At 65.1% G+C, this 22,197-nt stretch carries 19 protein-coding genes; 10 read left to right on the top strand and 9 right to left on the bottom strand.

Annotated elements, in window-relative coordinates; translation table 11 throughout:
• Positions 1 to 5: 5 nt before the first annotated feature.
• The 3 genes from MF4836_RS18580 (at position 6) to MF4836_RS18570 (ending at position 3,172) form a co-directional block, all read left to right on the top strand.
• The gene (locus MF4836_RS18580; protein ID WP_078471504.1) at positions 6 to 1,283 is read left to right on the top strand and encodes a Zn-dependent hydrolase; all 1,278 of its coding nucleotides are present in this window, start codon (positions 6 to 8) and stop codon (positions 1,281 to 1,283) included.
• Between the two features lie 259 nt (positions 1,284 to 1,542).
• Positions 1,543 to 2,094 (top strand): hypothetical protein, encoded by a 552-nt coding sequence (locus MF4836_RS18575; RefSeq protein ID WP_238596157.1) that lies wholly within the window; start codon positions 1,543 to 1,545, stop codon positions 2,092 to 2,094.
• A 109-nt stretch (positions 2,095 to 2,203) separates the two neighbouring features.
• A complete protein-coding gene (locus MF4836_RS18570; protein ID WP_078471502.1) occupies positions 2,204 to 3,172 on the top strand; it encodes an aliphatic sulfonate ABC transporter substrate-binding protein in 969 nt (322 codons plus the stop codon).
• A gap of 77 nt (positions 3,173 to 3,249) precedes the next feature.
• On the opposite strand, the gene MF4836_RS18565 is transcribed toward MF4836_RS18570, so the two are convergent.
• The 4 genes from MF4836_RS18565 to MF4836_RS18545 form a co-directional block, all read right to left on the bottom strand.
• The gene (locus tag MF4836_RS18565; protein WP_078471501.1) at positions 3,250 to 3,531 is read right to left on the bottom strand and encodes a hypothetical protein; all 282 of its coding nucleotides are present in this window, start codon (positions 3,529 to 3,531) and stop codon (positions 3,250 to 3,252) included.
• 999 nt (positions 3,532 to 4,530) lie between these two features.
• Positions 4,531 to 5,946: an efflux transporter outer membrane subunit gene (locus MF4836_RS18555; RefSeq protein ID WP_078471499.1), complete on the bottom strand. Its 1,416-nt coding sequence runs from the start codon at positions 5,944 to 5,946 to the stop codon at positions 4,531 to 4,533.
• Entirely contained in the window at positions 5,930 to 7,096 is a 1,167-nt protein-coding gene (locus MF4836_RS18550) for an efflux RND transporter periplasmic adaptor subunit (RefSeq protein ID WP_078471498.1), read from the bottom strand. Before MF4836_RS18550 ends, MF4836_RS18555 begins: the two co-directional genes overlap by 17 nt.
• On the bottom strand, positions 7,086 to 10,307 hold the full coding sequence (locus MF4836_RS18545; protein ID WP_078471497.1) for an efflux RND transporter permease subunit: 3,222 nt from the start codon (positions 10,305 to 10,307) through the stop codon (positions 7,086 to 7,088). Before MF4836_RS18545 ends, MF4836_RS18550 begins: the two co-directional genes overlap by 11 nt.
• A 229-nt stretch (positions 10,308 to 10,536) precedes the next feature.
• Between MF4836_RS18545 and MF4836_RS18540 the strand changes: the two genes are divergently transcribed.
• The 3 genes from MF4836_RS18540 to MF4836_RS18530 all read left to right on the top strand — a co-directional run bounded on the left by MF4836_RS18540 (position 10,537) and on the right by MF4836_RS18530 (position 12,551).
• A complete protein-coding gene (locus MF4836_RS18540; RefSeq protein WP_078471496.1) occupies positions 10,537 to 10,941 on the top strand; it encodes a PA0061/PA0062 family lipoprotein in 405 nt (134 codons plus the stop codon).
• 60 nt (positions 10,942 to 11,001) lie between these two features.
• A complete protein-coding gene (locus MF4836_RS18535) occupies positions 11,002 to 11,412 on the top strand; it encodes a PA0061/PA0062 family lipoprotein (RefSeq protein WP_078471495.1) in 411 nt (136 codons plus the stop codon).
• A gap of 122 nt (positions 11,413 to 11,534) precedes the next feature.
• On the top strand, positions 11,535 to 12,551 hold the full coding sequence (locus MF4836_RS18530) for a PDDEXK nuclease domain-containing protein (protein WP_078471494.1): 1,017 nt from the start codon (positions 11,535 to 11,537) through the stop codon (positions 12,549 to 12,551).
• Between the two features lie 223 nt (positions 12,552 to 12,774).
• Here the strand turns inward: MF4836_RS18530 and MF4836_RS18525 are convergent, their stop codons facing one another.
• From MF4836_RS18525 to MF4836_RS18515, 3 genes are read right to left on the bottom strand one after another with little or no spacing between them, the layout of a single operon-like run.
• A complete protein-coding gene (locus MF4836_RS18525; protein WP_078471493.1) occupies positions 12,775 to 13,602 on the bottom strand; it encodes a sulfite exporter TauE/SafE family protein in 828 nt (275 codons plus the stop codon).
• Positions 13,599 to 14,876, bottom strand: coding sequence for an NAD(P)/FAD-dependent oxidoreductase (locus MF4836_RS18520; RefSeq protein WP_078471492.1), 1,278 nt, complete (start codon positions 14,874 to 14,876; stop codon positions 13,599 to 13,601). The genes MF4836_RS18525 and MF4836_RS18520 overlap by 4 nt, the downstream gene beginning before the upstream one ends.
• A gap of 28 nt (positions 14,877 to 14,904) precedes the next feature.
• Positions 14,905 to 15,789, bottom strand: coding sequence for an MBL fold metallo-hydrolase (locus tag MF4836_RS18515; protein ID WP_078471491.1), 885 nt, complete (start codon positions 15,787 to 15,789; stop codon positions 14,905 to 14,907).
• 248 nt (positions 15,790 to 16,037) lie between these two features.
• Here MF4836_RS18515 and MF4836_RS18510 point away from each other — a divergent pair, with 248 nt between their 5' ends.
• The 4 genes from MF4836_RS18510 to MF4836_RS18495 all read left to right on the top strand — a co-directional run bounded on the left by MF4836_RS18510 (position 16,038) and on the right by MF4836_RS18495 (position 19,712).
• Entirely contained in the window at positions 16,038 to 17,378 is a 1,341-nt protein-coding gene (locus tag MF4836_RS18510; protein WP_078471490.1) for a sigma-54 interaction domain-containing protein, read from the top strand.
• 175 nt (positions 17,379 to 17,553) lie between these two features.
• Entirely contained in the window at positions 17,554 to 19,047 is a 1,494-nt protein-coding gene (locus MF4836_RS18505) for a helix-turn-helix transcriptional regulator (RefSeq protein WP_078471489.1), read from the top strand.
• Positions 19,048 to 19,173: 126 nt separating this feature from the next.
• A complete protein-coding gene (locus MF4836_RS18500; RefSeq protein ID WP_078471488.1) occupies positions 19,174 to 19,425 on the top strand; it encodes a CsbD family protein in 252 nt (83 codons plus the stop codon).
• Positions 19,426 to 19,436: 11 nt separating this feature from the next.
• Positions 19,437 to 19,712: a DUF1652 domain-containing protein gene (locus MF4836_RS18495; RefSeq protein WP_078471487.1), complete on the top strand. Its 276-nt coding sequence runs from the start codon at positions 19,437 to 19,439 to the stop codon at positions 19,710 to 19,712.
• 71 nt (positions 19,713 to 19,783) lie between these two features.
• Here MF4836_RS18495 and MF4836_RS18490 read toward each other — a convergent pair whose 3' ends face one another.
• The gene (locus tag MF4836_RS18490; RefSeq protein ID WP_078471486.1) at positions 19,784 to 21,178 is read right to left on the bottom strand and encodes a sensor histidine kinase; all 1,395 of its coding nucleotides are present in this window, start codon (positions 21,176 to 21,178) and stop codon (positions 19,784 to 19,786) included.
• On the bottom strand, positions 21,156 to 21,839 hold the full coding sequence (locus tag MF4836_RS18485) for a response regulator transcription factor (RefSeq protein WP_020300587.1): 684 nt from the start codon (positions 21,837 to 21,839) through the stop codon (positions 21,156 to 21,158). The genes MF4836_RS18490 and MF4836_RS18485 overlap by 23 nt, the downstream gene beginning before the upstream one ends.
• Positions 21,840 to 22,197 lie beyond the last annotated feature (358 nt).

Below are 22,197 nucleotides of genomic sequence, written 5' to 3'. Positions count from 1 at the left end.
TCACCATGAACGCTGCCGTCGACGTTCTGCAATCCAGCCATCAGCACATCAACCGCGACCGCCTGTGGCAGTCGCTCATGGAACTGGCCAGGCTCGGGGCCACGGTCAAGGGCGGGGTCTGTCGCCTGGCCCTGACCGACCTCGATCGCCAGGCCCGGGACCTGTTCGTGAAATGGTGCGAGGAGGCCGGTTGCACGGTCACGGTGGACGGCATCGGCAACATCTTCGCCCGCCGTCCCGGGCGTAACCCAGGGCTGCCACCGGTGATGACCGGCAGCCATATCGACACCCAGCCCACCGGCGGCAAGTTCGACGGCTGCTTCGGTGTGCTGGCCGGGGTGGAAGTGTTGCGCACCCTCAACGACCTCAAGCTGGAAACCGAGGCACCGCTGGAAGTGGTGGTGTGGACCAACGAAGAAGGCTCGCGCTTCCCGCCGTGCATGATGGGGTCCGGGGTGTTCGCCGAGAAATTCACCCTGGAGGACACCCTGGCCAAGACCGACGTCGACGGGGTCAGCGTCGGCGAGGCCCTGAACGCCATCGGCTACGCCGGCCAGCGCAAGGTCAGCGGGCACCCGGTGGGCGCCTATTTCGAGGCCCATATCGAGCAGGGGCCGATCCTCGAGGACGAGCGCAAGACCATCGGCGTGGTCATGGGCGCCCTCGGCCAGAAGTGGTTCGACCTCAAGCTGCGCGGGGTGGAAGCCCACGCCGGACCGACCCCGATGCACTTGCGCAAGGACGCCCTGGTCGGCGCGGCGGCGGTGGTTGCGGCCGTCAACCGCGCAGCCCTGGGGCACCAACCTCATGCCTGCGGCACCGTCGGTTGCCTGCAAGCCTATCCCGGCTCGCGCAACGTGATCCCGGGTGAGGTGCGCATGACCCTGGATTTCCGCCACCTGGAACCGGCGCGCCTGGACTCGATGATTGACCAGGTGCGGCAAGTGATCGACAGCACCTGCGAGGAGCATGGCCTGAGCTTTGAACTGACGCCCACCGCCGACTTCCCGCCGCTGTACTTCAACCCGGACTGCATCGAAGCGGTACGCGGCGCGGCCCAGGGCTTGGGCCTGTCCCATATGGACATCGTCAGCGGTGCCGGGCACGACGCGATCTTCGTCGCCGAACTGGGTCCGGCGGGGATGATCTTCGTGCCCTGCGAAGGCGGCATCAGCCACAACGAAATCGAAAACGCTGCTCCTGATGACCTTGCGGCCGGCTGCGCCGTGCTGCTGCGCGCGATGCTGGCGGCCTCCGCCACCATCGCCGGCACCCGCCGCTAGCGCCATGCAACCACTCAACGGCGTCCGACTCACCACGGCGCCGCCAATGGCCAGCGCAGCTTTCGGCAGCGGCTACAGCACTCACCTGTAGCCGCTGCCGAGCGCGCAAGGCTGCGCTGAACCTCAACAACTCGATGACACCCGACACCCCAGCGCATCGCTGTTAACCAGCCTCCGAACGCGGTCGGTGGCTAACGACAGCGACGACATATTTCAGGTTGCCGTACACTGGCAAAATTTCCCGCACTGGATGCCGACTATGCACAGGATGGCGCTTTGTCTGACCCTGGCCCTGAGCCTGAGTGGCTGTATCGATTACAAATGGGGCCACGACTGGAAGGCCGACAGCCTCGGCGGTTGGCAGGACGCCAGCACCGGCAAGTACAACGAGGGCACCTCGTTCAAGCTGGCCTGCGGGCCCGAGCCGCTCTATGTGAAGGTGACGTCCGCGCCGTCCCACCATCTGATGTCGCTGCTGTTCATTCCCCTGGTCCCTGCGGCCACCGGCGATGACAACCATCTGCGCATCAAGGCCAGTTACCCCAGCATCACCGCGTGTTCGGCGGCGCAGAACCCCTTGGTGATCAAGTTGGACAACCGGGTGATCAACACCATCGGCTACTTGGGCGGCGACCAGGCCGGCAGCTGCGAGCTCCGGCTGGACGCGCACGAGCTGCAGGGCGAGCGCGTGTCGATCGAGGTCAATCAGGCGGTGCTGCCCTGTGCCGTGGCTCCGCTGACCCTGAAGAAAAATGGCTATTTCTGCCTGCGGCAAACTCAGTACGGTGGTTCGGCGCCCTGTGATCGTTAGGTCCCGTCAGCCACACGAACCTAAGCTAATTCTTAAAAAGTATTTATTTTCCGTTTGTTAGATCGATTAGCTTTTAGCGACTTTCCTGTCCTCCAGAAGGTCCGCCCCCATGCGTCTGCCCTTTGCTTTGCGTCGTAGTTTGTCGATCACCGCTCTGGCCGGCCTGGCGCTGGGCATGGCTCTCAATGCTCAGGCCGATAGCGACCTGCGCATCGGTTACCAGAAATCCTCGACCTTGTTGGCGGTGCTCAAGGCCCAGGGCACCCTGGAAAAACAACTGGCGGCCCAGGGCGTCAATGTCACCTGGCATGAGTTCACCAGCGGCTTACCCCTGGCGGAATCGCTGAATGTGGGCAACGTCGACATCTCCGCCGACGTCGCCGACACGGTGCCGGTATTCGCCCAGGCGGCGGGGGCCAACCTGACGTATTTCGCCAGCGAAACCCCATCGCCGGCCGCGCAGTCGATCGTGGTGCCCAAGGACTCGGCCCTCAAGACCCTGGCCGAACTCAAGGGCAAGCGCATTGCGGTGACCAAGGCTGCGGGCAGCCATTACCTGCTGATCGCGGCGCTGCGTAGCGTTGGCCTGACATTCGCCGATATCCAACCGGTGTACCTGACTCCAGCCGATGGCCGCGCGGCCCTGGAGACCCACAAGGTCGACGCCTGGGTCACCTGGGAGCCCTTCGTCGCCAGCGCCGAACGCCAGCAGGGCGCGCGGGTGCTGCACGATGGCCAGGGCCTGGCCAGTTATCGCCGCTATTACCTGGCTTCCAATGATTACGCCAAGGCCCATCCCGAGGTGCTGAACCAGGTGTTTGCCGAGTTGCAGAAGACCGGCACTTGGGTCAAGGCGCACCCGGCGGACGCGGCGAAATTGCTGGGGCCGCTGTGGGGCAACCTTGATGCGCCGACTGTGGAGTTGGCCAACAGTCGGCGCACTTACAAGGTGGAAGTGGTGAAGCCTGATGCTTTGGGTGAGCAGCAGAAAATTGCTGATGCTTTCTATCAGGAAAAACTTTTGCCCAAGCCTGTGGATGCGCGGGCGGTGCAACTCTGGAGTCCTAAAACGCTTTGATATGTGCTGTAGCCGCTGGCGAGGTACGAGGCTGCGCTGGCCGGTACAGGCGCGGTGATGGGCTTTTTTGTCGAGGGTCAGCTTTCTTGTGCTGCTCGCCATTGGATGATTTCCAGCACTGCGCAACCTTCCCGGGTTAGCAGGTGCACGTTGCGGGTGATGCGGGTCAGGTCGCAATCGGAGATGTCTGTTAATGGCAGGCTGGAGAGGCTGTCCATCAGGTCGCGCACTACGGTGAAGCGGTGGGCGGCGCTGCTGGCGAGGTCGCTCAGGGGGGCCTGGGTGTTGATGTAGAACACTGGGTGTTCGGTGTCGTGGGTGTCGACGGGGGTGAAATGGGAGGGGTGATGGTCAGTCATCTGTGTAGCTCCTATAAATTGAGCTACCACCTTTCGCGGCCAAGCGAATTAAGGGTGGCAACTGTACGCGGGTTGGCCGACCGGCTATAGGAAACCGGCACACCCGAAGGTGTCCCACGCACAGCCGCCATGAGACAAAATTGCAGGCACAAAAAAAGCGCCTGCAATGATGTTTTGGACGCTGATGCGTTCCTATATTCGACCGGCCAAGGTCGTTCGCGGATTTTGCCGCGAGGGCGAACTATAGGGGGGTTGTCAGGGCGGTGCAACCGGGTGTTGGGCGTGATGTTTTAGTGGTTGTGTCGGCCTAGCTTTTCCGGTGGTTTGGGGGCTTATCCGTTGCTGCGGTGATGGCGGCTTAGGGTTTCGCCCTTACGGCGAGGTACTTTTGGCAAACGCCCCAAAAGTACCCAAAAGGTCTCGCCCCAAGCGTACGGCCACTCGCTGCGCTCGGGTTCCCTCGTTCCGGCGTCCCTCAGGGGGCATCGCTTCCAGCGACGTCTTCGACTGCGTCGAAGGGCGCTGCGCGCCAATCCCCTGATGAACACCTCCACTCGGCCTGCCGAAGGGGCGGGTGGATCAAGATCAAAAGCAAGGTCAACAGCCAAAGCAAAAGCAAGGCAGGCAAGCCCTGTGGCCGCTGCCGAGGCATAGGCTGCGCTGGCCAGTAAAGGCGCGGTGATTTTAGGGGAGGGGCGGGGACGCGCAGGTGCCAGTCCAGGCCGGCCGGAGGGCATGCCGAGCCTAGGCGAGGCACCGAGTGGTGGGGCAAGAGCCCTTTGGTTACTTTGGACTGGGCCGGCATTCCGGCTGTTCCAAAGTGACCCGCTGTAAGAGCGGAATCCATAGGCGCCACGCCCGCAGTAATGGATATGTACACCCATAAAACCGAGGCGCTAGGTCTTGGGGCCGCTACGCGCTGGAGCGCCAGCCCGGCCCGGCGGGAGCAAGCTCCCTCGCCACAAAAAGCTTCCTCAGCACACATAACCCCTGCTGGGTTCAGCCGCTTTTCCACCCGCCACCCAACGCCACCACCAATCCAACGCTAGCCTGCAACTCTCGCGTTTGCACTGCTTGCAAACTGCGCTGCGCCTGCAAGGCTGCGGTCTGCGCTGTCACTACATCCAGGTAGCTGACGGCCCCCGCTTGATAGCTGTTCATGGCCAGTAACTGCGTGTGCTGGGCCGCATTGACAGCCGCCTGCTGATCCAGCGCCTCCTGGCGCAAATCGCGCAATTGCCCCAGGTTGTCCTCCACCTCGCGCACCGCCCCGAGCACTCGGCTCCGGTAATGAGCCGCCGCTTCTTCAAACTCGGCATGGGCCAATCGCTCATTGGCGCTGAGCCGCCCGCCATCGAAGATCGGCAGGTTGATCAACGGCCCCAACGCCCAGTAACGATTGCCCGCCGCCAGCAGATTCCCCACGCCCTGGGTCTGGCCACCGAGCAGCCCGGTCAGGCTGAAGTCCGGGTACCACGCCGCGCGCGCCACGCCGATACCGGCATTGGCCGCATACACCCGACGTTCTGCCGCCGCGATGTCCGGTCGCCGTTGCAGCAAGGTACTGGGCAGTTGCGCGGGAATGGCCGGCAGGCTCAGCCATTGTGACGAGGGGGCGAGGCTGAAGGTGCTGGCCGGTTCGCCCACCAGCTCACCGATGGCGTGTTCGGTGAGGTTGCGTTGCGCCCGCACTTCGTCCCGTTCGGCCTCGGCGCTGGCCAGTTGGCTCTGGGCCCGGGTCAGGTCCAGTTCCGAGGCGATCTGCCCCTGGTAGCGGTCGCGGGTCAGTTGCAAGGCCTGGGCGTAATCTTCGAGGGAGCTGCTCAAGATCCGGCTCTGGGCATCCAGGCCGTCGAGCTGCACATAGAGGTTCGCCAACTGTTGTTGCAGGCTCAGGCGCGCGGCCGCCAGGTCATCGCCGGAGGCCTGGGCCTGGGCATCGCCGGCTGCGGCCTGATTGCGAATCCGCCCCCACAGGTCGAGGTCGAAGTTCAGGGAAAACCCCGCCGTGTTGCTGTTGTAGATCGACGGCTGGGTGCTGCCCCGCAGCGGTCGTCTGTCGGACTGACTCTGGCGCAGGGGTTGGGCACTGGCGCTGATCTGCGGGAACAATCCGGCATGCAGTTGGCTGGCATAGGCCTGGGCGCCGTCGTAGTGGGCGAGGGCGGCGGCGAGGTCCGGGTTGGCCTTGAGCAGGCGCTGCTGCAGGTTGTCCAGGCGCGGGTCCTGGTACAGCCGCCACCAGGGTTCGGCCAGCGCCTGGGGCGCATGGGCCGGGTGCCAGGGCCCGTCCGCGATCTGTTCGCGAAACTGCGCCGGCAGGTCGACGGTGGGCGCCTGGTAATGGGGCGCCAGCGAGCAGCCGTGCAACCCCAGCAACAGCAGCACAGCCAGGGGCTTAAGCCTTGGGCGCATGGGTACCTCCGGCGTCCGCCAGTTGCACCAGATCGCCTTCACGCAGGGCGTCCGGCGGGTTGTCGATGACCTGGTCGACGGGCGTCAGGCCCTGGTCGATCACCAGGCGCTCCCCAAGGTCGAGGCCGATATGGATGCTGCGCAGATGCACGTGCCGGGCGCTGTCGATCAGCGCCACCTGGGTGCCCGCGGCGCGGAAGATCAGGGCGCTGGCCGGGATGCTGACGCCATGGGTGTCGGCCGGGATCGCCAGGGTCGCCTCGGCATAGTCGCCGGGCATCAGGGCGCCTTCAGGGTTGGCCGCGACAAACTGCGCCAGCAGGGTGCCGGAGCGCGGATCGATGGCGGTGGAGTCGCCCACCAGTTGTGCGCTGAAGTGCTGGCCCGGGTGCTCGGGCACGGTCAGTTGGGCCACCAGCCCGGGGTGAATCACGCTGGCGTAGTTCTGCGGGATCGGCACATACAGCCGCAGCTTGTGGGTGTCGGCCAGGTCGAACAGCTCCGGGTCGCTGTCGTTGTCGGCCTTGATCAACTGGCCAATGTCAGTGTGGCGCGCGGTGATGGTGCCGGCGAACGGTGCGCGGATGGTCTTGTAGTCCTCCAGTGCCGAAAGCCGTGCATAGTCGGCGCCGGCCGCCTCGGCATTGGCCTTGGCAGCTGCGGCGTTGGAGCGCTTTTCATCGACCTCCTGGCGCGACACCGAGTGGCTGGCCAAGAGGTTCTGCCAGCGCTCGGCGGTGGTCTGGGCCAGGCGCGCATTGGCCTGTTCCTGGATCATCCGCGCCCGGGTCTGAGCCACTTGCTGGTCCAGGTCGGGGCTGTCGATATGGGCCAGCACCTGGCCGGCGGTGACCTTGGCCCCGATGTCCTGGGTCCAGTCTTTCAGGTAGCCGCTGACCCGGGCGTGGATCGGCGCCTTGCTCCAGGCTTCCAGGTGCGCCGGCAGGCGCAGGGTGTCGCCGAGCACATTCTGCTGCGGCTGCAATACCAGCACCTGCGGCACAGCCGCGGTTTCAGTCCAGGCGGTCACGGCCTGCTCGTGCCGGGTGCGCGCGGCCAGACCGTTGGCCACCAGCAGGGCGGCCAGGGTCAGGCCGCCGATGCCCAGCAGCATCAGGCGTTTGCGCGAAGGGGTGTGCTCAGGCGACATGGGTGTTTTCTCCAGCAACAGCGGGATGGGAGAGACGTCCGTGGACCAGGCTGAAGACCACGGGGACAAAGATCAGGGTGGCGACGGTGGCGAGGATCAGCCCGCCGATCACCGCGCGGCCCAGGGGCGCGTTCTGTTCCTCGGAAAGGGCCAGGGGCAGCATGCCGATAATCATCGCCAGGGCGGTCATGCACACCGGGCGAAACCGCGTGTAGCCGGCTTCCAGGGCGGCCTTGAGGGCATCGCCGTGCTCCGCCAGGCGCTCGCGGCAGAAGCTCACCACCAGGATCGAGTTGGCGGTGGCCACCCCCATGCACAGGATGGCGCCGGTCAGGGCTGGCACTGACAACGAGGTGCCGCTGAGAAATAGCATCCACACGATCCCGGCCAGGGCCGCCGGCAGCGCGGTGATGATCACGAACGGATCGACCCAGGACTGGAAGTTGACCACGATCAGCAGGTAGATCAGCACCACCGCCCCCAGCAGGCCCAGGCTCAGGCCGCTGAAGGCTTCGTGCAGGGCGTCGATCTGCCCGTGCAGGCTGACGGTGGCACCTTTGGGCCGCAGGCTGGCGGCGTCGTCCAGAACCTTTTGCATGCCATGGGCCACGGCGCCGAGGTCACGGCCCTGGACATTCGCATACAGATCCAGGGTCGGCTGGATGTTGTAGTGGCTGACCACCGCCGGGCTCTCGACCCGGGAGATATCCGCCAGGCCGCCGAGGATCTGCGACTGCCCATTGCTGCCGGTGACCGGCAGCGCCTCCAGGGCCGGCAGGCTGTCCAGGCGGTACTGCGGGGTGGCGGCGACGATGGAGTAGGACACGCCATTTTTCGGGTTGAGCCAGAAGGTCGGTGCCACCTGGGAACTGCCGGCCAAGGAGGCCACCATGCTGTTGGTCACGTCCCGTTCGGTGATCCCCAGGCCATTGGCCCGCAGGCGGTCAACCTTGACTTGCAGCGATGGGTAGCCGGTGGACTGCTGGATCCGCAGGTCGGCAATGCCCGGCACATGCTGCAGGCGCCGCTCCAGTTCCACGGCGAAGGCGCGGTTGGCCGCGTTGTCGGGCCCGGAGACTTTCACGTCCAGCGGTGCCGGGGCGCCGAAGTTGAGGATCTGGCTGCTGATGTCCGCCGGCAAAACGGCGAAGTGGCTGCCGGGAAAGCTTTCCGGCAGGGCTTCGCGCCGCTGTTTGCCGTAGTCGGCGGTGGGGCCGTGGCCGGGCTTGAGGGTGACCTGGATCTCGCCGTCCTGGGGGCCGATGGTGCCGCTGTTGCTGTAGGCCATGTCGATGCCGCTCAGAGGGATGCCGATGTTGTCGATGATGCTGTCCAGTTGCTCGGCCGGGATCACTTCGCGGATCCGCGCTTCGATGCGGTCGAAGGCCGCCGCGCTTTCCTCGATCCGCGTGCCCAGGGGCAGTCGCACATGCACCGCCAGGGCGCCGGCGTCGGTGGCCGGGAAGAAGTCCTGGCCCAGGCTCGGCAACAGGGCGAACGAGGCCAGCACACAGGCGAGGAAGCCGAGGATGAAGGTCTTGCGCCGGCCCAGGGCCAGGTGCAGCAGGCCGTGGTAGGTGTCGCGCACGTTGGAGAAGCGCCGCTCGAAACCCTGCTGGAAAGCCAGCAAGGCACGCACCAGGGCGTTGCGCGGCTTGGCGTGCTGCTCGCCTTCGTGATGGTTGATGAAAGCATCTTCCGGGTGATGCCCGGGGCCTGCTTCCGGCGTGTGCGGCTTGAGCAGGTACATGGCCAGGGTCGGCACCAGGGTCCGCGAGAGGATGAACGAGCTGGCCATGGCGAAGATCACCGCCAGGGCCATGGGCCGGAACAGGTAGCCGGCAATGCCTTGCAGCAGAAACATCGGTACGAAAACGATGCAGATGCACAGCAGCGAGACGAAGGCCGGGCCGACGATCTGCCTGGCGCCGTCGAGGATCGCCACCTTGACCGCCTTGCCCTGTTCCAGGTGCCAGTTGATGTTTTCGATGGTCACCGTGGCATCGTCCACCAGGATCCCCACCGCCAGGGCCAGGCCGCCCAGGGTCATCACATTCAGGGTCTGGCCGCTGAGGGCCAGCAGGGCAATGGCCGCCAGCACCGCCAGGGGAATCGAGGCGGCGATGATCAGGGTCGAGCGCCAGCTGCCGAGAAACAGCAGGATCATCGCGCTGGTCAGCAGGGCGGCAATGATGCCTTCCTGGGCCACGCTGCCCACCGACTTTTTGACGAACACCGAGGCGTCCCCCAGCAGCGAAGTCTTGAGCGAGGGCGGCAGGGTTTCATTGATGCGCGGCAGCATCCCGCGAATGCCGTCGACAATCGACAGGGTGGAGATATTGCCATTCTTCAGGGCCGGCATCAGCACGGCGCGCCGGCCATCCACGCGCACGATATTGGTCTGCGGCGGCGAGCCGTCGCGCACGTGGGCCACCTGGCCGATGGTGATCAGGGCGCCGTCCACGGTCTTGATCGGCAGGTCGTTGAGTTCCTCGATGGCGGTGGGGCTGTTGTTCAGCAGCACCGTGTATTCATTGCCGCCGAGCTTGGCGGTGCCCACCGGGATGATCTGGTTCTGCGCCGCCAGGGCATTGCCCACGTCCTGCGCCGACAGGCCTCTGGCCGCCAGGGCTTGGGGGTCCAGGTCGAGGGTGATCTGGCGCTGCTTGCCGCCCATGGGCGTGGGCATGGCCAGGCCGGGCAGGGAGCTCAGGGGCAGGCGGATATTGTTCTGCACCAGGTCGCGGATCTTCGCCTCGGACAGGGTCGGGCTGGAAAACGCCATTTGCAGGATCGGCACCGTCGAGGCGCTGTAATTGAGGATCAGCGGCGGGGTGATGCCCGGCGGCATCTGCTTGAGCACGGTTTGTGACACCGCCGTCACTTGGGCGTTGGCGGTGCGGATATCCACCCCGGGCTGGAAGAAGATCTTGACGATGCCCATGCCCGGCAGGGACTGGGATTCGATGTGCTCGATGTCGTTGACCGTGGTGCTCAGAGAGCGCTCGTAGGTGTAGATCACGCGCCCGGCCATGGCCTCGGGCGACAGGCCGTTGTACTGCCAGACCACCGCCACTACCGGGATGCCGATATCGGGGAAGACATCGGTGGGCGTACGCAGGGCCGCCATGGGCCCGATGATGCAGATGAAAATTGCCAGCACGATAAACGTGTAGGGCTTGAGCAGTGCGGTCTTGACCAGCCCGAGCATGCCGAAAACCTCCGAGGGAGTGGGATTGCAAACCTCGGCAGACTGCGGCGACCCACCTAACACGCGGCTTTCGTGAAGATGAAGGAAGATTTAAGCGCGGCCTGAAAATCCTTTCATGTGGATTCATTTGTTCAGGGCAGGGCACGCCCACAAGCTGGATAGGCATCCGGCGAGGCGTGTTATCCGGCTCGTCCCGGGCACTGTTTTTTCACTTGCGAGGTGTTGCGTCATGTCATTCAAACCGCTGTTGCTGCTGCCGGGGCTGGGCCTGGTGGGCCTGCTTTCGGCCTGCGCCGGGCCGCTGCCCAAGGCCGATCCGAGCCAGGCCTGGATCGGGCTGGCCCAGGAGTCGCCGAACGATCTGCTGGCCGACAGTGTCGACGGCAAACGCCTGGAGGATGGGCGTTACTTTCAGGTGAGTCCGGGCGCGCACCGCCTGCAAATGGCGCTGTTGCAAGGCGCCAACGGCAACTCGGCGCAGCCGGAATGCGAGGGGCGCCTGGACTACTCGGGCTTCAAGGCTGGCGAGCATTACCAGTTGCTGGAGTCGAGCCAGGGCCAGGAAGTCAGCGCCGTATTGATGGATGCCCAGGGCCGGCCCCTGGCCCATAGCGCGGACTTCAGCTGCCTGTAGCCGTGCCGCAGAAGCCGACGCAGCTTGCGCCGGCGCCCATGATTGATGAGGTGTTTAGTGATGTCCCGTAGACCGTTGTTGCTGATCCCGATGTTGAGCCTGGTGGCGTTGTTGGCGGCGTGTGCCGGGCCCATGCCCCAGCCCGACCCCAGCGAGGCCTGGATCGGCCTGCAAGAAGAGGCGCCCAATGACCTGCTGGCCGAGCGCGTGGATGGGCAGAAGATCGACGATGGGCGCTATTTCCAGGTCAAGCCCGGCGCCCACCGCCTGGACGTGACCCTGTTTGAAGAGAACGTCGGTGATTCCAACCAGCAAGACTGCGACGGCCATATCAGCTACAGCGGCTTCAAGGCCGGCGAGCATTACAAACTGGTGGAATCGTCCCTGGGGAGCGAGGTGTCGGCGCGCTTGTATGACGCCATGGGCAAGCAGGTGGCCAGTACCCATGACTTCGCGTGCATGCCGGGCTGACAGGTCTGATTGCGTCACCGAAATCAGGACATTTCGCTCAGTGAAAATAGACAAGGCTGACTACAAGTTCATGGCGGTCCACTGGATGATAGGGGCCTGTGTCCTGAAACCGGGCGTGCGTTATGAATAAAGAGACTGAAGCGGCAATGACCTCCACCGATGTGGCATTTGGTGAAGTGGCGCAGATGATCGCCGCCGCGCGGCAGCGGGCGGTGCGAGCGGTGAACACTGAACTGGTGGAACTGTATTGGCAGGTCGGGGCCTATATCAGCCGCAAGATCGAGGCGGCGGAGTGGGGGGATGGCGTCGTCCAGCACTTGGCGGATTACCTGGCGCGGCAACAGCCGGGCCTGCGGGGGTTTACCCGAGCGAACCTGTTTCGCATGCGACAGTTTTATGAGCTCTATCGTGATGACGAGAAAGTCGCACCACTGGTGCGACAATTGCCTTGGAGCCACCATCTGGTGGTCATGGGACAAAGCAAAGGGGCAAGGGAGCGTGAGTTCTACCTGCACTTGGCGGTCCGGGAGCAGTGGTCACGGCGAGAACTGGAACGGCAGATCAAATCGGCCCTGTTCGAACGCACGCTGACCCGCCCGGCAAGCGTCTCGGCCGCGTTGAGAGACACTCATCCCGAGGCCCTGAAGGTGTTCAAGGATGCCTACATGGTGGAGTTTCTCGATCTGGCCCAGGGGCATGGCGAAGCCGATCTGCATCAGGGGCTGGTGCGCCAGCTCAAGGATTTTCTGATCGAGATGGGGCGGGACTTCTGCTTTGTCGCGTCAGGCTTTCCATTACAGGTTGGCGGGCGGGATTTTGCCCTGGATCTGCTGCTGTTCCATCGTGGGTTGAATTGCCTGGTGGCCGTTGAACTCAAGGTCGGGCGCTTCGAACCGGAGTATCTGGGCAAGCTGGATTTCTACCTGGAGGCCCTGGATCGCCAAGTGCGCAAACCCCACGAAAACCCGGCCCTGGCAGTGTTGCTCTGTGCCAGCAAGGACGACGAGGTGGTGGAATATGCCCTCAACCGTTCGCTTTCGCCGGCGTTGATTGCCGAGTATCGGACTCAACTGCCGGACAAGAAACTGCTGCAGGCCAAGCTGCAGGAGTTTTATGCGCTGGATACGCAAGCGCGGTGAAGCTGGCGGCAAGCTGTGCGGGCTGTTCCGTGTGCTGGTGAGTCGAGTGAGCAGCAAGGCCGTAGCCTAGCCGCGGCGCGTGCCCCATGTTCAGTTTTGCTCGCTGCCGAACCAGTCCGCCAGCCGCCCGGCAGCCAGGTTCAGGCCATGGTCGTCGGCTGCGTGCCCGAGCGGCAGAGGTCAATATTTCCCTTGTAGGCGCCGGCTTGCCGGCGAAATAGGCTCAACGGGGCAACAGCCCCAGGGCTCCGAAGGCCAGCAGCAGCGCCGCCAGCATGCCGGTAATGGCGAACAGTTGTTGCAGGCGCGGGCCGGCCAGATGGCTGGCCATTTGTCGGCCCATGACCAGTCCCACTACCGCGCCCAAGGCAAAGGGAGCGCCCACGGCCCAGTGCATGACCCCGCTGACGCTGGCGGTCACCACGCTGCCCAGCGACACCAGGGCGATCACCGCCAGCGAGGTGGCGACGATGCTTTTGCTGTCCAGGTTGGTGTAGCGGCCCAGGGCCGGGACGATCACAAACCCGCCGCCCACCCCGAGCAAACCGGAGAGCAGGCCCGACAGCATCCCGGTCAGCGTCAGGGCGCGGGCACAGGGCAGAGTCCAGCGCAGGCGACCTTGCTGCGGGTTGAGCACGCAGGGCAAAAAGGCCGGGCGCGGTGCGGCCTGGCCGTGTTTCAGTTCACGGCTGGCCTTGAGCAACATCCGCCCGCAGGCGTACAGCAGCACCAGGCTAAACAGCAGCGCCAGGGGGGCGTTCGGCAGGCGATGGGCCAGCCACAGCCCCAGGGGGGTCAGCAGGATGCCGATGCCGGCGACAAACCCCGCCGCGCGATAGCGCACGATGCCCTGGCGCAGGCCGAGCAGGGCGCCGACGCTGGCCGCCAGGCCTACCGCCAGCAGGCCGACCGGCGCCGCCTCGACCATGCTCAGGCCCAGGCCGAACACCAGCAACGGCACCGCAAGAATCCCGCCACCAGCCCCGGTCAAGGCCAGGATCGCGCCAATCACCAGCCCCAGGCCGGCGCCGATCAAGGTCACTTCATTCATGCCGGCGGGGTGTCCGTGTTCAGGGTCGGACGGGCCAGCCATTCATGGCCCTTGAGCATGCCGCGCCAATACAGCGACGGCAGGATCCGCTCTTTCAACCACCAGGCGCGGCGCGTGGCTTTGCGCCCGTCCAGCAACCAGGGGGCGAAGCTCGGTGCGAGCTTGCCGCCGTAGGTGAATTCGGCGAGGACGATCTTGCCCCGCTCCACCGTCAGCGGGCAGGAACCATAGCCGTCGTACTGCGCCAGTCGCTGCAGGCGCTTGAGGGCCACCAGCACGTTGTTGGCCACCACCGGCGCCTGCTTGCGCGCGGCGGCCGCGGTTTTGGCGTTGCTGGTGTTGGTGGCATCGCCCAGGCCGTGGATATTGGCAAAACGCGTGTGGCGCAGGCTGTAGGGGTCGACATCGACCCAGCCCGCGGCATCGGCCAGGGGGCTGCTGCGGATAAAGTCCGGGGCGGTCTGCGGCGGCACCACATGCAACAGGTCAAAGCGGCGCTCCAGGTGTTCCTGGCGCCCATCGGCCAGGGTTCGGACAAAGGTCGCGCGCTTGGCGGGGCCGTCCACCGCCACCAGGTTATGCCCGAAATCCAGGTCGATCGCGTACTTGTGCACGTACTCCATCAGGGCCGGCACGTAGTCCGGCACCCCGAACAGCACCGCGCCGGCGTTCATGAAGCGGGTGTTGATCCGTGGCAGATGGCCGTTGCGCAACCAGTGGTCGCACGACAGGTACATGGCTTTTTGCGGCGCGCCGGCGCACTTGATCGGCATCGGCGGCTGGGTGAACAGGGCCTGGCCCTGCTTGAGTTGTTGCACCAGCTGCCAGGTGTAGGGCGCCAGGTCGTAGCGATAGTTGGAGGTCACGCCGTTGCTGCCCAGGGTGGCGTTCAGACCGTCGATGGCATCCCAGTCGAGCTTCAGGCCGGGGCACACGATCAACTGGTCGTAAGCCAGGGCCTGGCCGTTGTCCAGCACCAGGGCATTGGCCTCGGGCTCGAAGGTGCTGACCGCGGCCTGGATCCACTTGACCCCCTTGGGGATCAGCGAGGCCATGCTGCGCTCCGTGGACCGGGCGCTGAACACCCCGGCGCCGACCAGGGTCCAGCCGGGCTGGTAATAGTGCTGCGGGGCGGGGTCGATGATCGCCACGTCAAGCTGTGCGTCGCGCGCCATCAGGCTCGATGCGGCGGCGATGCCCGCTGCACCGCCGCCGACGATCAGTACCTGGTGGCTGCCGTCGACGGCCCGCTGCAGGGTGGAAATAGGGCGCATGGCAAGGTCTCCGTGGGGAGTGGAATAGTTATAGGGAATTGAGCGGGATCTTCAGGTAGCGCACACCGTTGTCCTCGGGCTCCGGCAGTTGGCCGCTGCGCATGTTGACCTGCACCGAGGGCAGGATCAGCACCGGCATGTCGAGGGTGGCGTCGCGGGCCTCGCGCATCCTGACAAAGGACTCTTCATCGATGCCCTGGTGGATATGAATGTTGTGCGCGCGCTGCTCGGCCACGGTGGTCATGTATTGCAACTCGCGGCCGTTGGGCAGGTAGTCGTGGCACATGAACAGGCGGGTCTGCGGCGGGAGGGCGAGGATCTTGCCGATAGAGCGGTACAGGGTCCGCGCATCGGCCCCGGGGAAGTCGCAGCGTGCGGTGCCGTAGTCGGGCATGAACAGGGTGTCGCCAACGAAGGCCACGGTCTCGTCGCCGACCTGCACCAGGTAGGTCATGCACGCCGGGGTATGCCCCGGCGTGTGCAGGGCGCGGGCGCTGAGGCCGCCGATGGCGAACTCGGCGCCGTCGGCCAGCAGCACGTCGAACTGGCTGCCATCGCGGGCGAACGCCGGGCCCTCGTTGAACAGGCTGGCGAACACCTTCTGCACCTGGGTGATGTGCTGGCCGATGGCGACCTTGGCCCCCAGGCGCTGCTTGAGGTAGGCCGCGGCAGACAGGTGGTCGGCGTGGACGTGGGTTTCCAGGATCCACTCGACCTCGGCGTCCAGTTCGCGGACCCGCTCGATCAGACGGTCGGCGGATTCGGTGCGAGTGCGCCCGGACTTGGGGTCGTAGTCGAGCACGCTGTCGATCAAGGCGCAGCGCCGGGTCGTCTGGTCCATCACCAGGTAGCTGATGGTCCAGGTGTCGCGGTCGAAAAAGGCTTCTACACGCAAGGTGGTGCCGATGATCATGCTGCTCTCCAGACGATGAAGTGACGCCGGCCGGAACGGGCAGTCGTCCCTTGGGGTGTCAATAACCGTGCCAACGTCCAGCGCCGAATGGGCACGCCGTTTCATTCAATTCAATGGCTTGCAGCATAGACGGAGGGCGTTTCGAGCTGTCACTGCCAGTTATTTTGGCAGTTGGGTGGCAGTCGATGGCAGTAAGTGGCAGAAACCGCCCCGGTGTTTTAAGCTGCCGCACCCCCGCAGGAGTTGCCATGTCCACCTCGCCCCGCGACCTCGCCAGCAGCCGGATGTCGGCCCTGGTGTCTTACCTGGAGCACGATCCGCAGCCGACCATCGTGCTCGATACCCAGTACAACATCATTGCCGCCAATACCGCCTACCAGCGCCAGTTCGGCGTGGAGGGCCGGCCCCATGTCGGCGCCAAGTGCTACCGGGTGTCCCATCAATTTGCCGTGCCCTGCGATCAGGCCGGCGAACATTGCCCGATGCGCAAGGCCCACGACAGCCGGGTGCCGGAGCGCATGCTGCACGTGCACCACACGCCACGGGGGCCGGAGCACGTGGAGGTGGAGTTGCGGCCGATCATTGGTGAGAGCGGGGCGGTGGTGGCCTATGTCGAGCGCCTCAATTCGTTGGCCGTGGCTTCGGTGCAACCTCAGCGCAAGGGGCTGGTGGGGCGTTCGCCGGCCTTCAACGAGGCCTTGAGCGCGTTGCTGCGGGCGGCGCCGGCGCCGATCCCGGTGTTGCTGCAGGGCGAGTCGGGCACCGGCAAAGAGCTGTTCGCCCGTGCCCTGCATGACGGCAGCCCGCGCGCCAGCGGGCCGCTGGTGGTGGTCGATTGCACCGGACTCACCGAATCGTTGCTGGAGAGCGAGCTGTTCGGTTACGAGAAGGGCGCGTTCACCGGGGCCTTGCAGCGCAAGATCGGCCTGGCCGAAGCGGCCCATGGCGGGACCTTGTTCCTCGATGAAATCGGCGAGGTGCCGCTGGCGATGCAGGTCAAGTTGCTGCGGCTGATCGAGTCCGGCAGCTTCCGTCCGGTGGGCAGTTTGCGCACCGTGCATTCGGATTTTCGCCTGGTGGCGGCGACCCACAAGGCGCTCAAGGACATGGTGGCCGCCGGGACCTTTCGCCAGGATCTGTATTACCGCATCAGCGCCTTTCCGATTCGTCTGCCGGCCCTGCGCGAGCGTCGGGATGACCTGCCGCTGCTGATCGACAGCCTGCTGCAACGCCTGGCCCCGGGCGCGGTGCCACGGGTCGACGCCCAGGCTATGGAGCGCCTGCGGGTGTATGCCTACCCGGGCAATATCCGCGAGCTGCGCAATATCCTGGAGCGCGCGAGCCTGTTCAGCGATGACGGGGTGATCCGCGTCCAGGACCTGCCCGGCGAACTGCGCACCGACACGCTTGCGCCGCCCCAGGCTCCCGCCGAAGCCATCAGCCGCCGACGCCGCAGCAAGGACCTGGAACGCCTGGCCCACGCCCTGGAAGTGTTCGACGGCCCGCGCAGCGAACTGGCCCAGAGCCTGGGCCTGAGCGAACGCACCCTCTACCGCCGCCTGAAAGCCCTGGGCCTGCCCCCGGCGTAGCCGCTGCTGCGCCGCGATTGCACCTGACACGCCACGGCGTCGATCAGGGCCAGCGCAGCTCGGCAGCGGCTACAGGGGCGGGTTTTTGGGCACGATGGCGTTGGGCTGTGGTCGTATCTTGCATCCTGTCCCGGCCCGCCCTGACGTCGCGCCGCTCACTTCCGGAGACGACCCTATGAGCCAAGCCGTACTTGCCACCGAAACCAACCGACGCCAGTTGCAGCAGATCATTTCCGGGTTGTCCGATGGGGTGATTCTGATCGAGGTCGACCAGACCATTCTCTGGGCCAACCAGGCCGCCCTGGCCATGCACGGGGTCAGCGACGTCAGTCAACTGGGGGCCAATGCCGCCGAATATGCTGAGCGCTATGCCCTGCGCTACCGCAACAACCACCCGGTGGCGGCAGACAGTTACCCGATCAACCGGGTCGCCGCCGGCGAGACGTTCAGCGATGTGGTGGTGGAGGTCAGGACCGAAATCGATGGCGAGGAGAGGCACTGGGTGCATCGCATCCGCAGCATGATTCTCACCGACCGGGCCGGAGCACCGGAGTCGCTGGTGCTGATCCTCAGCGATGCCACCGACTGGGCCAGCGCCGAGCAGCGCTTTGAAAAAACCTTCAATGCCAACCCGGCGCCGGCAGTGATCTGCCGCCTCAGCGACCTGCGCTATATCAAGGTCAACCAGGGCTTCCTGGAGATGACCGGCTACGCCCGTGAACAGGTGATCGGGCGCTCCGTGTACCAGCTGGATGTGCTGGAAGAGGCCGACAACAAGGACCTGGCCATCGAACGCCTGAACCAGGGCGCGACCATCCCGCAGATGCAGGCCGAGCTGCGCCTGCCCGAAGGCGGCAGCAAGCTGGTGATCGTGGCCGGGCAACCGCTGGATATCAACGACGAAGACTGCATGCTGTTTTCCTTCATGGACCTGGAGCCGCGGCGCAAGGTCGAAGTGGCGCTGCGCCAGAGTGAGGAGCGCTTCGCCAAGTCGTTCCGCCTGACGCCGGTGCCGACCATGGTCTGCAGCGCCGACAGCCAGCTGGTGGTGGATGTCAACGAAGCTTTCCTCGACACCAGCGGTTATCCCAGCGAAGAACTGTTGGGCAAGACCGTGGAAGAGATCGGCTTTATCGAGGGCAGGGAGGCCTGTGCCGAGCTGTTCGCGGCCCTGGAAAAGGCCGGCAGCGTCGCCGGGCTGGAGCTCAAGGTGCGCAAGAAAGGCGCGGAGCTGATCGATTGCGTGGTCTCGGCCGACACCGTGATTATCCAGGACAGCCCGTGTTACCTGCTGGTGTTGATGGACATCACCGAGCGCAAGCGCACCGAGCTGGAACTGGTCGCAGCGATCGAGGAAGTGATGCAGGACGCCTCATGGTTCAGCCAGACCCTGATCGAAAAACTGGCCAATATGAAAAGCACCAGCCCGGCGCAGCGGGCCAGCGCCTCCTTCACCGACCTTACGGCGCGCGAGCGCGATGTGCTGGGGCTGATCTGCGAAGGCCTGGCCGACAAGGAGATCGCCGCGCGCCTGCAACTGGCGCCCAACACCGTGCGCAATCACGTGGCCACGGTGTATTCCAAGCTGGCGGTGCACAGCCGCAGCGAGGCGATTGTCTGGGCCCGCGAACGCGGGCTGTTCGCCGGAGAGCGGCGGCGCAAGGGCTAGGCGACCGGTGCAAATGCACTAGTTAGCCCGGTGCAAATTGAGCTTCTGCGCCGGGTCGGTGTTTCTTAGTCTGTATGTCAGCGATGCCCCCGGGCATTGCCCCTCTCACAGCGAAAGGAATGCAAGATGCGCAGCGAACAGATCAAAGGTGCAGTGGACAAACTCGCGGGCAGGGCCCAGGGCGCGGTCGGTGAACTGATGGACGATCCGCAGATGCAGGCCGCAGGCGCGACGCGTCAGGTCGCGGGCCAGATGCAGCAAAGCTATGGCGAGGCGCTGGACCACGCGACGGATTTTGTCCGGGAAAAACCCCTGGCGACCCTCGCCATCATGGCCGGGCTCGGCATTCTCGCCGGCCTGCTGTTGCGACGCCGTTGAGGTTGTCGAACATGACCAGCCTCAGCCAGTTGCGCGCGCAGCTGGAACTCAATTTCCAGCCCCTGGCCTGTGATTGCAGCCTCAATGGCGAAGCCTCGCTGACCGTGCGGTTGTACGACCGTGACAGCGGCCGTGTCGACCTGGTGGTCAGTGGCCTCAAGTTGCAGAACCTGAGAACCGCCGAGCAGGTGGCGGCGCTGATCGAGGAGTTGCGCTATGAGCTGAACAGCAACCACCTCGGCCAGCGACCCGCCCTGGCCAGTGCTTGCGAAGACGGCAACCTGTAGCCGGCGCGAAGCTGCTGCTGCGCCAGTTTAGGTGTGACCCGTCTCGGCACGGCCAGGGCGGCCCTGGCGGATCAGGTGTCGGCAATCAGGTTGGGGCGGCAGTCCAGGGACAGGCGGGCACCGCCGCGTTCGCTGCTGCCGACTTCGAGCTTGAAGCCGTGCAGGTTGACGATGGCCGCGACGATCGACAGCCCAAGGCCGAAACCGCCGTGGGTGTTGCTGTCGTCGACCCGGTAGAACCGCCGGAACACTGCGCTGCGCTCCGCCTGGGGAATACCCGGGCCGGAGTCGAGCACCTCCAGGCGCGGGCTGCCGCCGTCGTCGAGGCCACGCAGGATCACCTCGCCCCCCGGCGGGGTGAATTTGATCGAATTGCTCAGCAGGTTGGCCAGGGCCTCGAACAGCAGGGCGCGGTCGCCGGTCAGCCGAGGCAGGCTGTCGGGCACGTCGAGAGTCAGGGTCAGCTGGCCTTCCTCGGCCAGGGGCAGGTAGAAATCGTGCAGCTCATGCAGCAGCGGCACCGGGTCCAGCACCAGGAACCCGGATCGGCGTTGCTGATCCTCCAGCTCGGAAATCCGCAGCAACCCGCGAAAGCGCGCCATCAGCGTATCGGTCTCGGCCAGCACCTGATCCATCTGCAATGCCTCGGGCGAGCCGTCGGCGGCCTGCTGCTGGATCCGGTACAGCTGGGCACGCAGGCGGGTCAGTGGGGTGCGCAGGTCATGGGCGATGTTGTCGCACACGCCTTTGACCTCATGCATCAGGCGCTCGATGCGTTCGAGCATGGCGTTGACGATGGCGGCCAGCATGTCCAGTTCGTCGCGACGGTTGGACAGGGGCAGGCGGTGGGTCAGGTCGCCGGCGACTATGGCTTCGGCGCTGGCCTGCAATTGGCGGATCCGGCGCAGCGGACGGCGCCGCAGCAGGTGCCAGCCGGCGACGCCGGGAATGATGGTCAGCGACACGCCCCAGAGCAGCGCATGGAGGATGATCCGGTTCACCGCGAACAACGAGCCGTTGTCGCGCACCAGGATCAGCCAGCGGCCGTCCTGGGTATGGGTGGCCACCGCATCGCAACTGTCGCGGGGCAGGTCGGGGTCGTCGGAGTCGATGCAGCCTTTGAGTTCGTGGATCTGCCCGTCCAGCGGCAGGTCGTCGGGGATCTCGCGGATCGGCCCGCTCAAGTGCCCGCGTTGTTCGTCGAACAGGCCATAGGCATCGATGGCGCGCATGTCGAAGGTCATGCTGGTGGTCAGGGCCTCCACCAACTGGTCACCCTGGAAACGCGAGAACAGATGCTGGCGCTGCATCAGCGAATGCTTGGCCAGGGTTTCGAGGTAGCCGGAGACTTCGTAGTACATGACCCCCAGCAGCAGGCAGCTCCAGGCCACGAACAGCGTGCTGTAGAGCGCCAGCAGGCGGCTGCTGGAGGAGCGCCAGCCTTTAGAGGGGTTCAGCAATGACATAGCCCGAACCTCGCACCGTGCGGATCAGCGGAGTCATGCCGGGCGGATCGATCTTTTTACGCAGGCGGCCGATGTGCACGTCGATCAGGTTGGTGCCGGGGTCGAAGTGATAGCCCCAGACCTCTTCGAAAATCATCATCCGCGACAGGATCTGCCCGGTGTTGCGCATCAGGAATTCCAGCAGTTTGTATTCGGTGGGCAACAGGCTCAGCAGTTGCTCGGCCCGGGTGGCTTCGCGGCTGATCAGATTCAGCTCCAGGTCAGCCACCCGCAGGCAGGTTTCGAATTCGCGCACCGTGCTTTTGCGCCGCAGCAGGACTTCGACCCGGGCCGCCATTTCGTCCGAGGCGAAGGGTTTGGTCAGGTAGTCATCGCCGCCGGCGCGCAGACCGCGTACCCGTTCGTCGACATCGGAGAGGGCGCTGATCATCAGGATCGGCGTCGACACGCCAATGGTGCGCAGGGTGGTGACGATGGCCAGGCCGTCGAGCTCGGGCAGCATGCGGTCCAGGGTGATCAGGTCGTAGTCGCCGCTGACCGCGCGCACCAGGCCTTCGCGGCCGTTGTCGACCCAATCCACGTCGAGCCCGTGGCTGCTCAGTTCGGCCACGATCTCACGGGCGGTTACGGCATCGTCTTCGATGGTCAGAATGCGGGTCATTGGGCTTACCTGATAAGGAATTCATGACACAGGCCGGCATTTTGCCAAGAAACGGCGCCCAGGTTCCTAAAAAAACTTTCATGTTGGCAGCAGGGCCCTTGCCGCTACCGCCCAGCCCAACGCGCCAAAGACACTGTAGCCGCCGCAGGCCGGGCCGCGTTCGGCCGCTGGCCATCCGCGACACCGTGCTTACACCTGGCACTCCTACGGCGCCCACCCGGGCCCGTGCAGCCTCGCGGAGCTCGGCAGCGGCTACAGATCTGCAATGCCGTGCATTTACCTGGCACTCCACGTCGTTCATCCCGGCCAGCGGGGGAGGGGGCTGTTATGATTCGCGGGTTTTTTTCTCTCGTTCAAG

The sequence above is a fragment of the Pseudomonas sp. MF4836 genome, assembly GCF_002018875.1.
Taxonomy (GTDB): domain Bacteria; phylum Pseudomonadota; class Gammaproteobacteria; order Pseudomonadales; family Pseudomonadaceae; genus Aquipseudomonas.
The sequence above is the reverse complement of the archived record's forward strand: the minus strand, read 5'-3'. Positions and strand labels throughout refer to the sequence as shown.

Coding starts and splice junctions, on each gene's coding strand:
- MF4836_RS18495 (WP_078471487.1), top strand. CDS start 19,437: ATGACCAGCCTCAGCCAGTTGCGCGCGCAGCTGGAACTCAATTTCCAG.
- MF4836_RS18555 (WP_078471499.1), bottom strand. CDS start 5,946: ATGCGCCCAAGGCTTAAGCCCCTGGCTGTGCTGCTGTTGCTGGGGTTG.
- MF4836_RS18550 (WP_078471498.1), bottom strand. CDS start 7,096: ATGTCGCCTGAGCACACCCCTTCGCGCAAACGCCTGATGCTGCTGGGC.
- MF4836_RS18510 (WP_078471490.1), top strand. CDS start 16,038: ATGTCCACCTCGCCCCGCGACCTCGCCAGCAGCCGGATGTCGGCCCTG.
- MF4836_RS18565 (WP_078471501.1), bottom strand. CDS start 3,531: ATGACTGACCATCACCCCTCCCATTTCACCCCCGTCGACACCCACGAC.
- MF4836_RS18530 (WP_078471494.1), top strand. CDS start 11,535: ATGAATAAAGAGACTGAAGCGGCAATGACCTCCACCGATGTGGCATTT.
- MF4836_RS18525 (WP_078471493.1), bottom strand. CDS start 13,602: ATGAATGAAGTGACCTTGATCGGCGCCGGCCTGGGGCTGGTGATTGGC.
- MF4836_RS18570 (WP_078471502.1), top strand. CDS start 2,204: ATGCGTCTGCCCTTTGCTTTGCGTCGTAGTTTGTCGATCACCGCTCTG.
- MF4836_RS18490 (WP_078471486.1), bottom strand. CDS start 21,178: ATGTCATTGCTGAACCCCTCTAAAGGCTGGCGCTCCTCCAGCAGCCGC.
- MF4836_RS18500 (WP_078471488.1), top strand. CDS start 19,174: ATGCGCAGCGAACAGATCAAAGGTGCAGTGGACAAACTCGCGGGCAGG.
- MF4836_RS18515 (WP_078471491.1), bottom strand. CDS start 15,789: ATGATCATCGGCACCACCTTGCGTGTAGAAGCCTTTTTCGACCGCGAC.
- MF4836_RS18545 (WP_078471497.1), bottom strand. CDS start 10,307: ATGCTCGGGCTGGTCAAGACCGCACTGCTCAAGCCCTACACGTTTATC.
- MF4836_RS18540 (WP_078471496.1), top strand. CDS start 10,537: ATGTCATTCAAACCGCTGTTGCTGCTGCCGGGGCTGGGCCTGGTGGGC.
- MF4836_RS18535 (WP_078471495.1), top strand. CDS start 11,002: ATGTCCCGTAGACCGTTGTTGCTGATCCCGATGTTGAGCCTGGTGGCG.
- MF4836_RS18580 (WP_078471504.1), top strand. CDS start 6: ATGAACGCTGCCGTCGACGTTCTGCAATCCAGCCATCAGCACATCAAC.
- MF4836_RS18575 (WP_238596157.1), top strand. CDS start 1,543: ATGCACAGGATGGCGCTTTGTCTGACCCTGGCCCTGAGCCTGAGTGGC.
- MF4836_RS18520 (WP_078471492.1), bottom strand. CDS start 14,876: ATGCGCCCTATTTCCACCCTGCAGCGGGCCGTCGACGGCAGCCACCAG.
- MF4836_RS18485 (WP_020300587.1), bottom strand. CDS start 21,839: ATGACCCGCATTCTGACCATCGAAGACGATGCCGTAACCGCCCGTGAG.
- MF4836_RS18505 (WP_078471489.1), top strand. CDS start 17,554: ATGAGCCAAGCCGTACTTGCCACCGAAACCAACCGACGCCAGTTGCAG.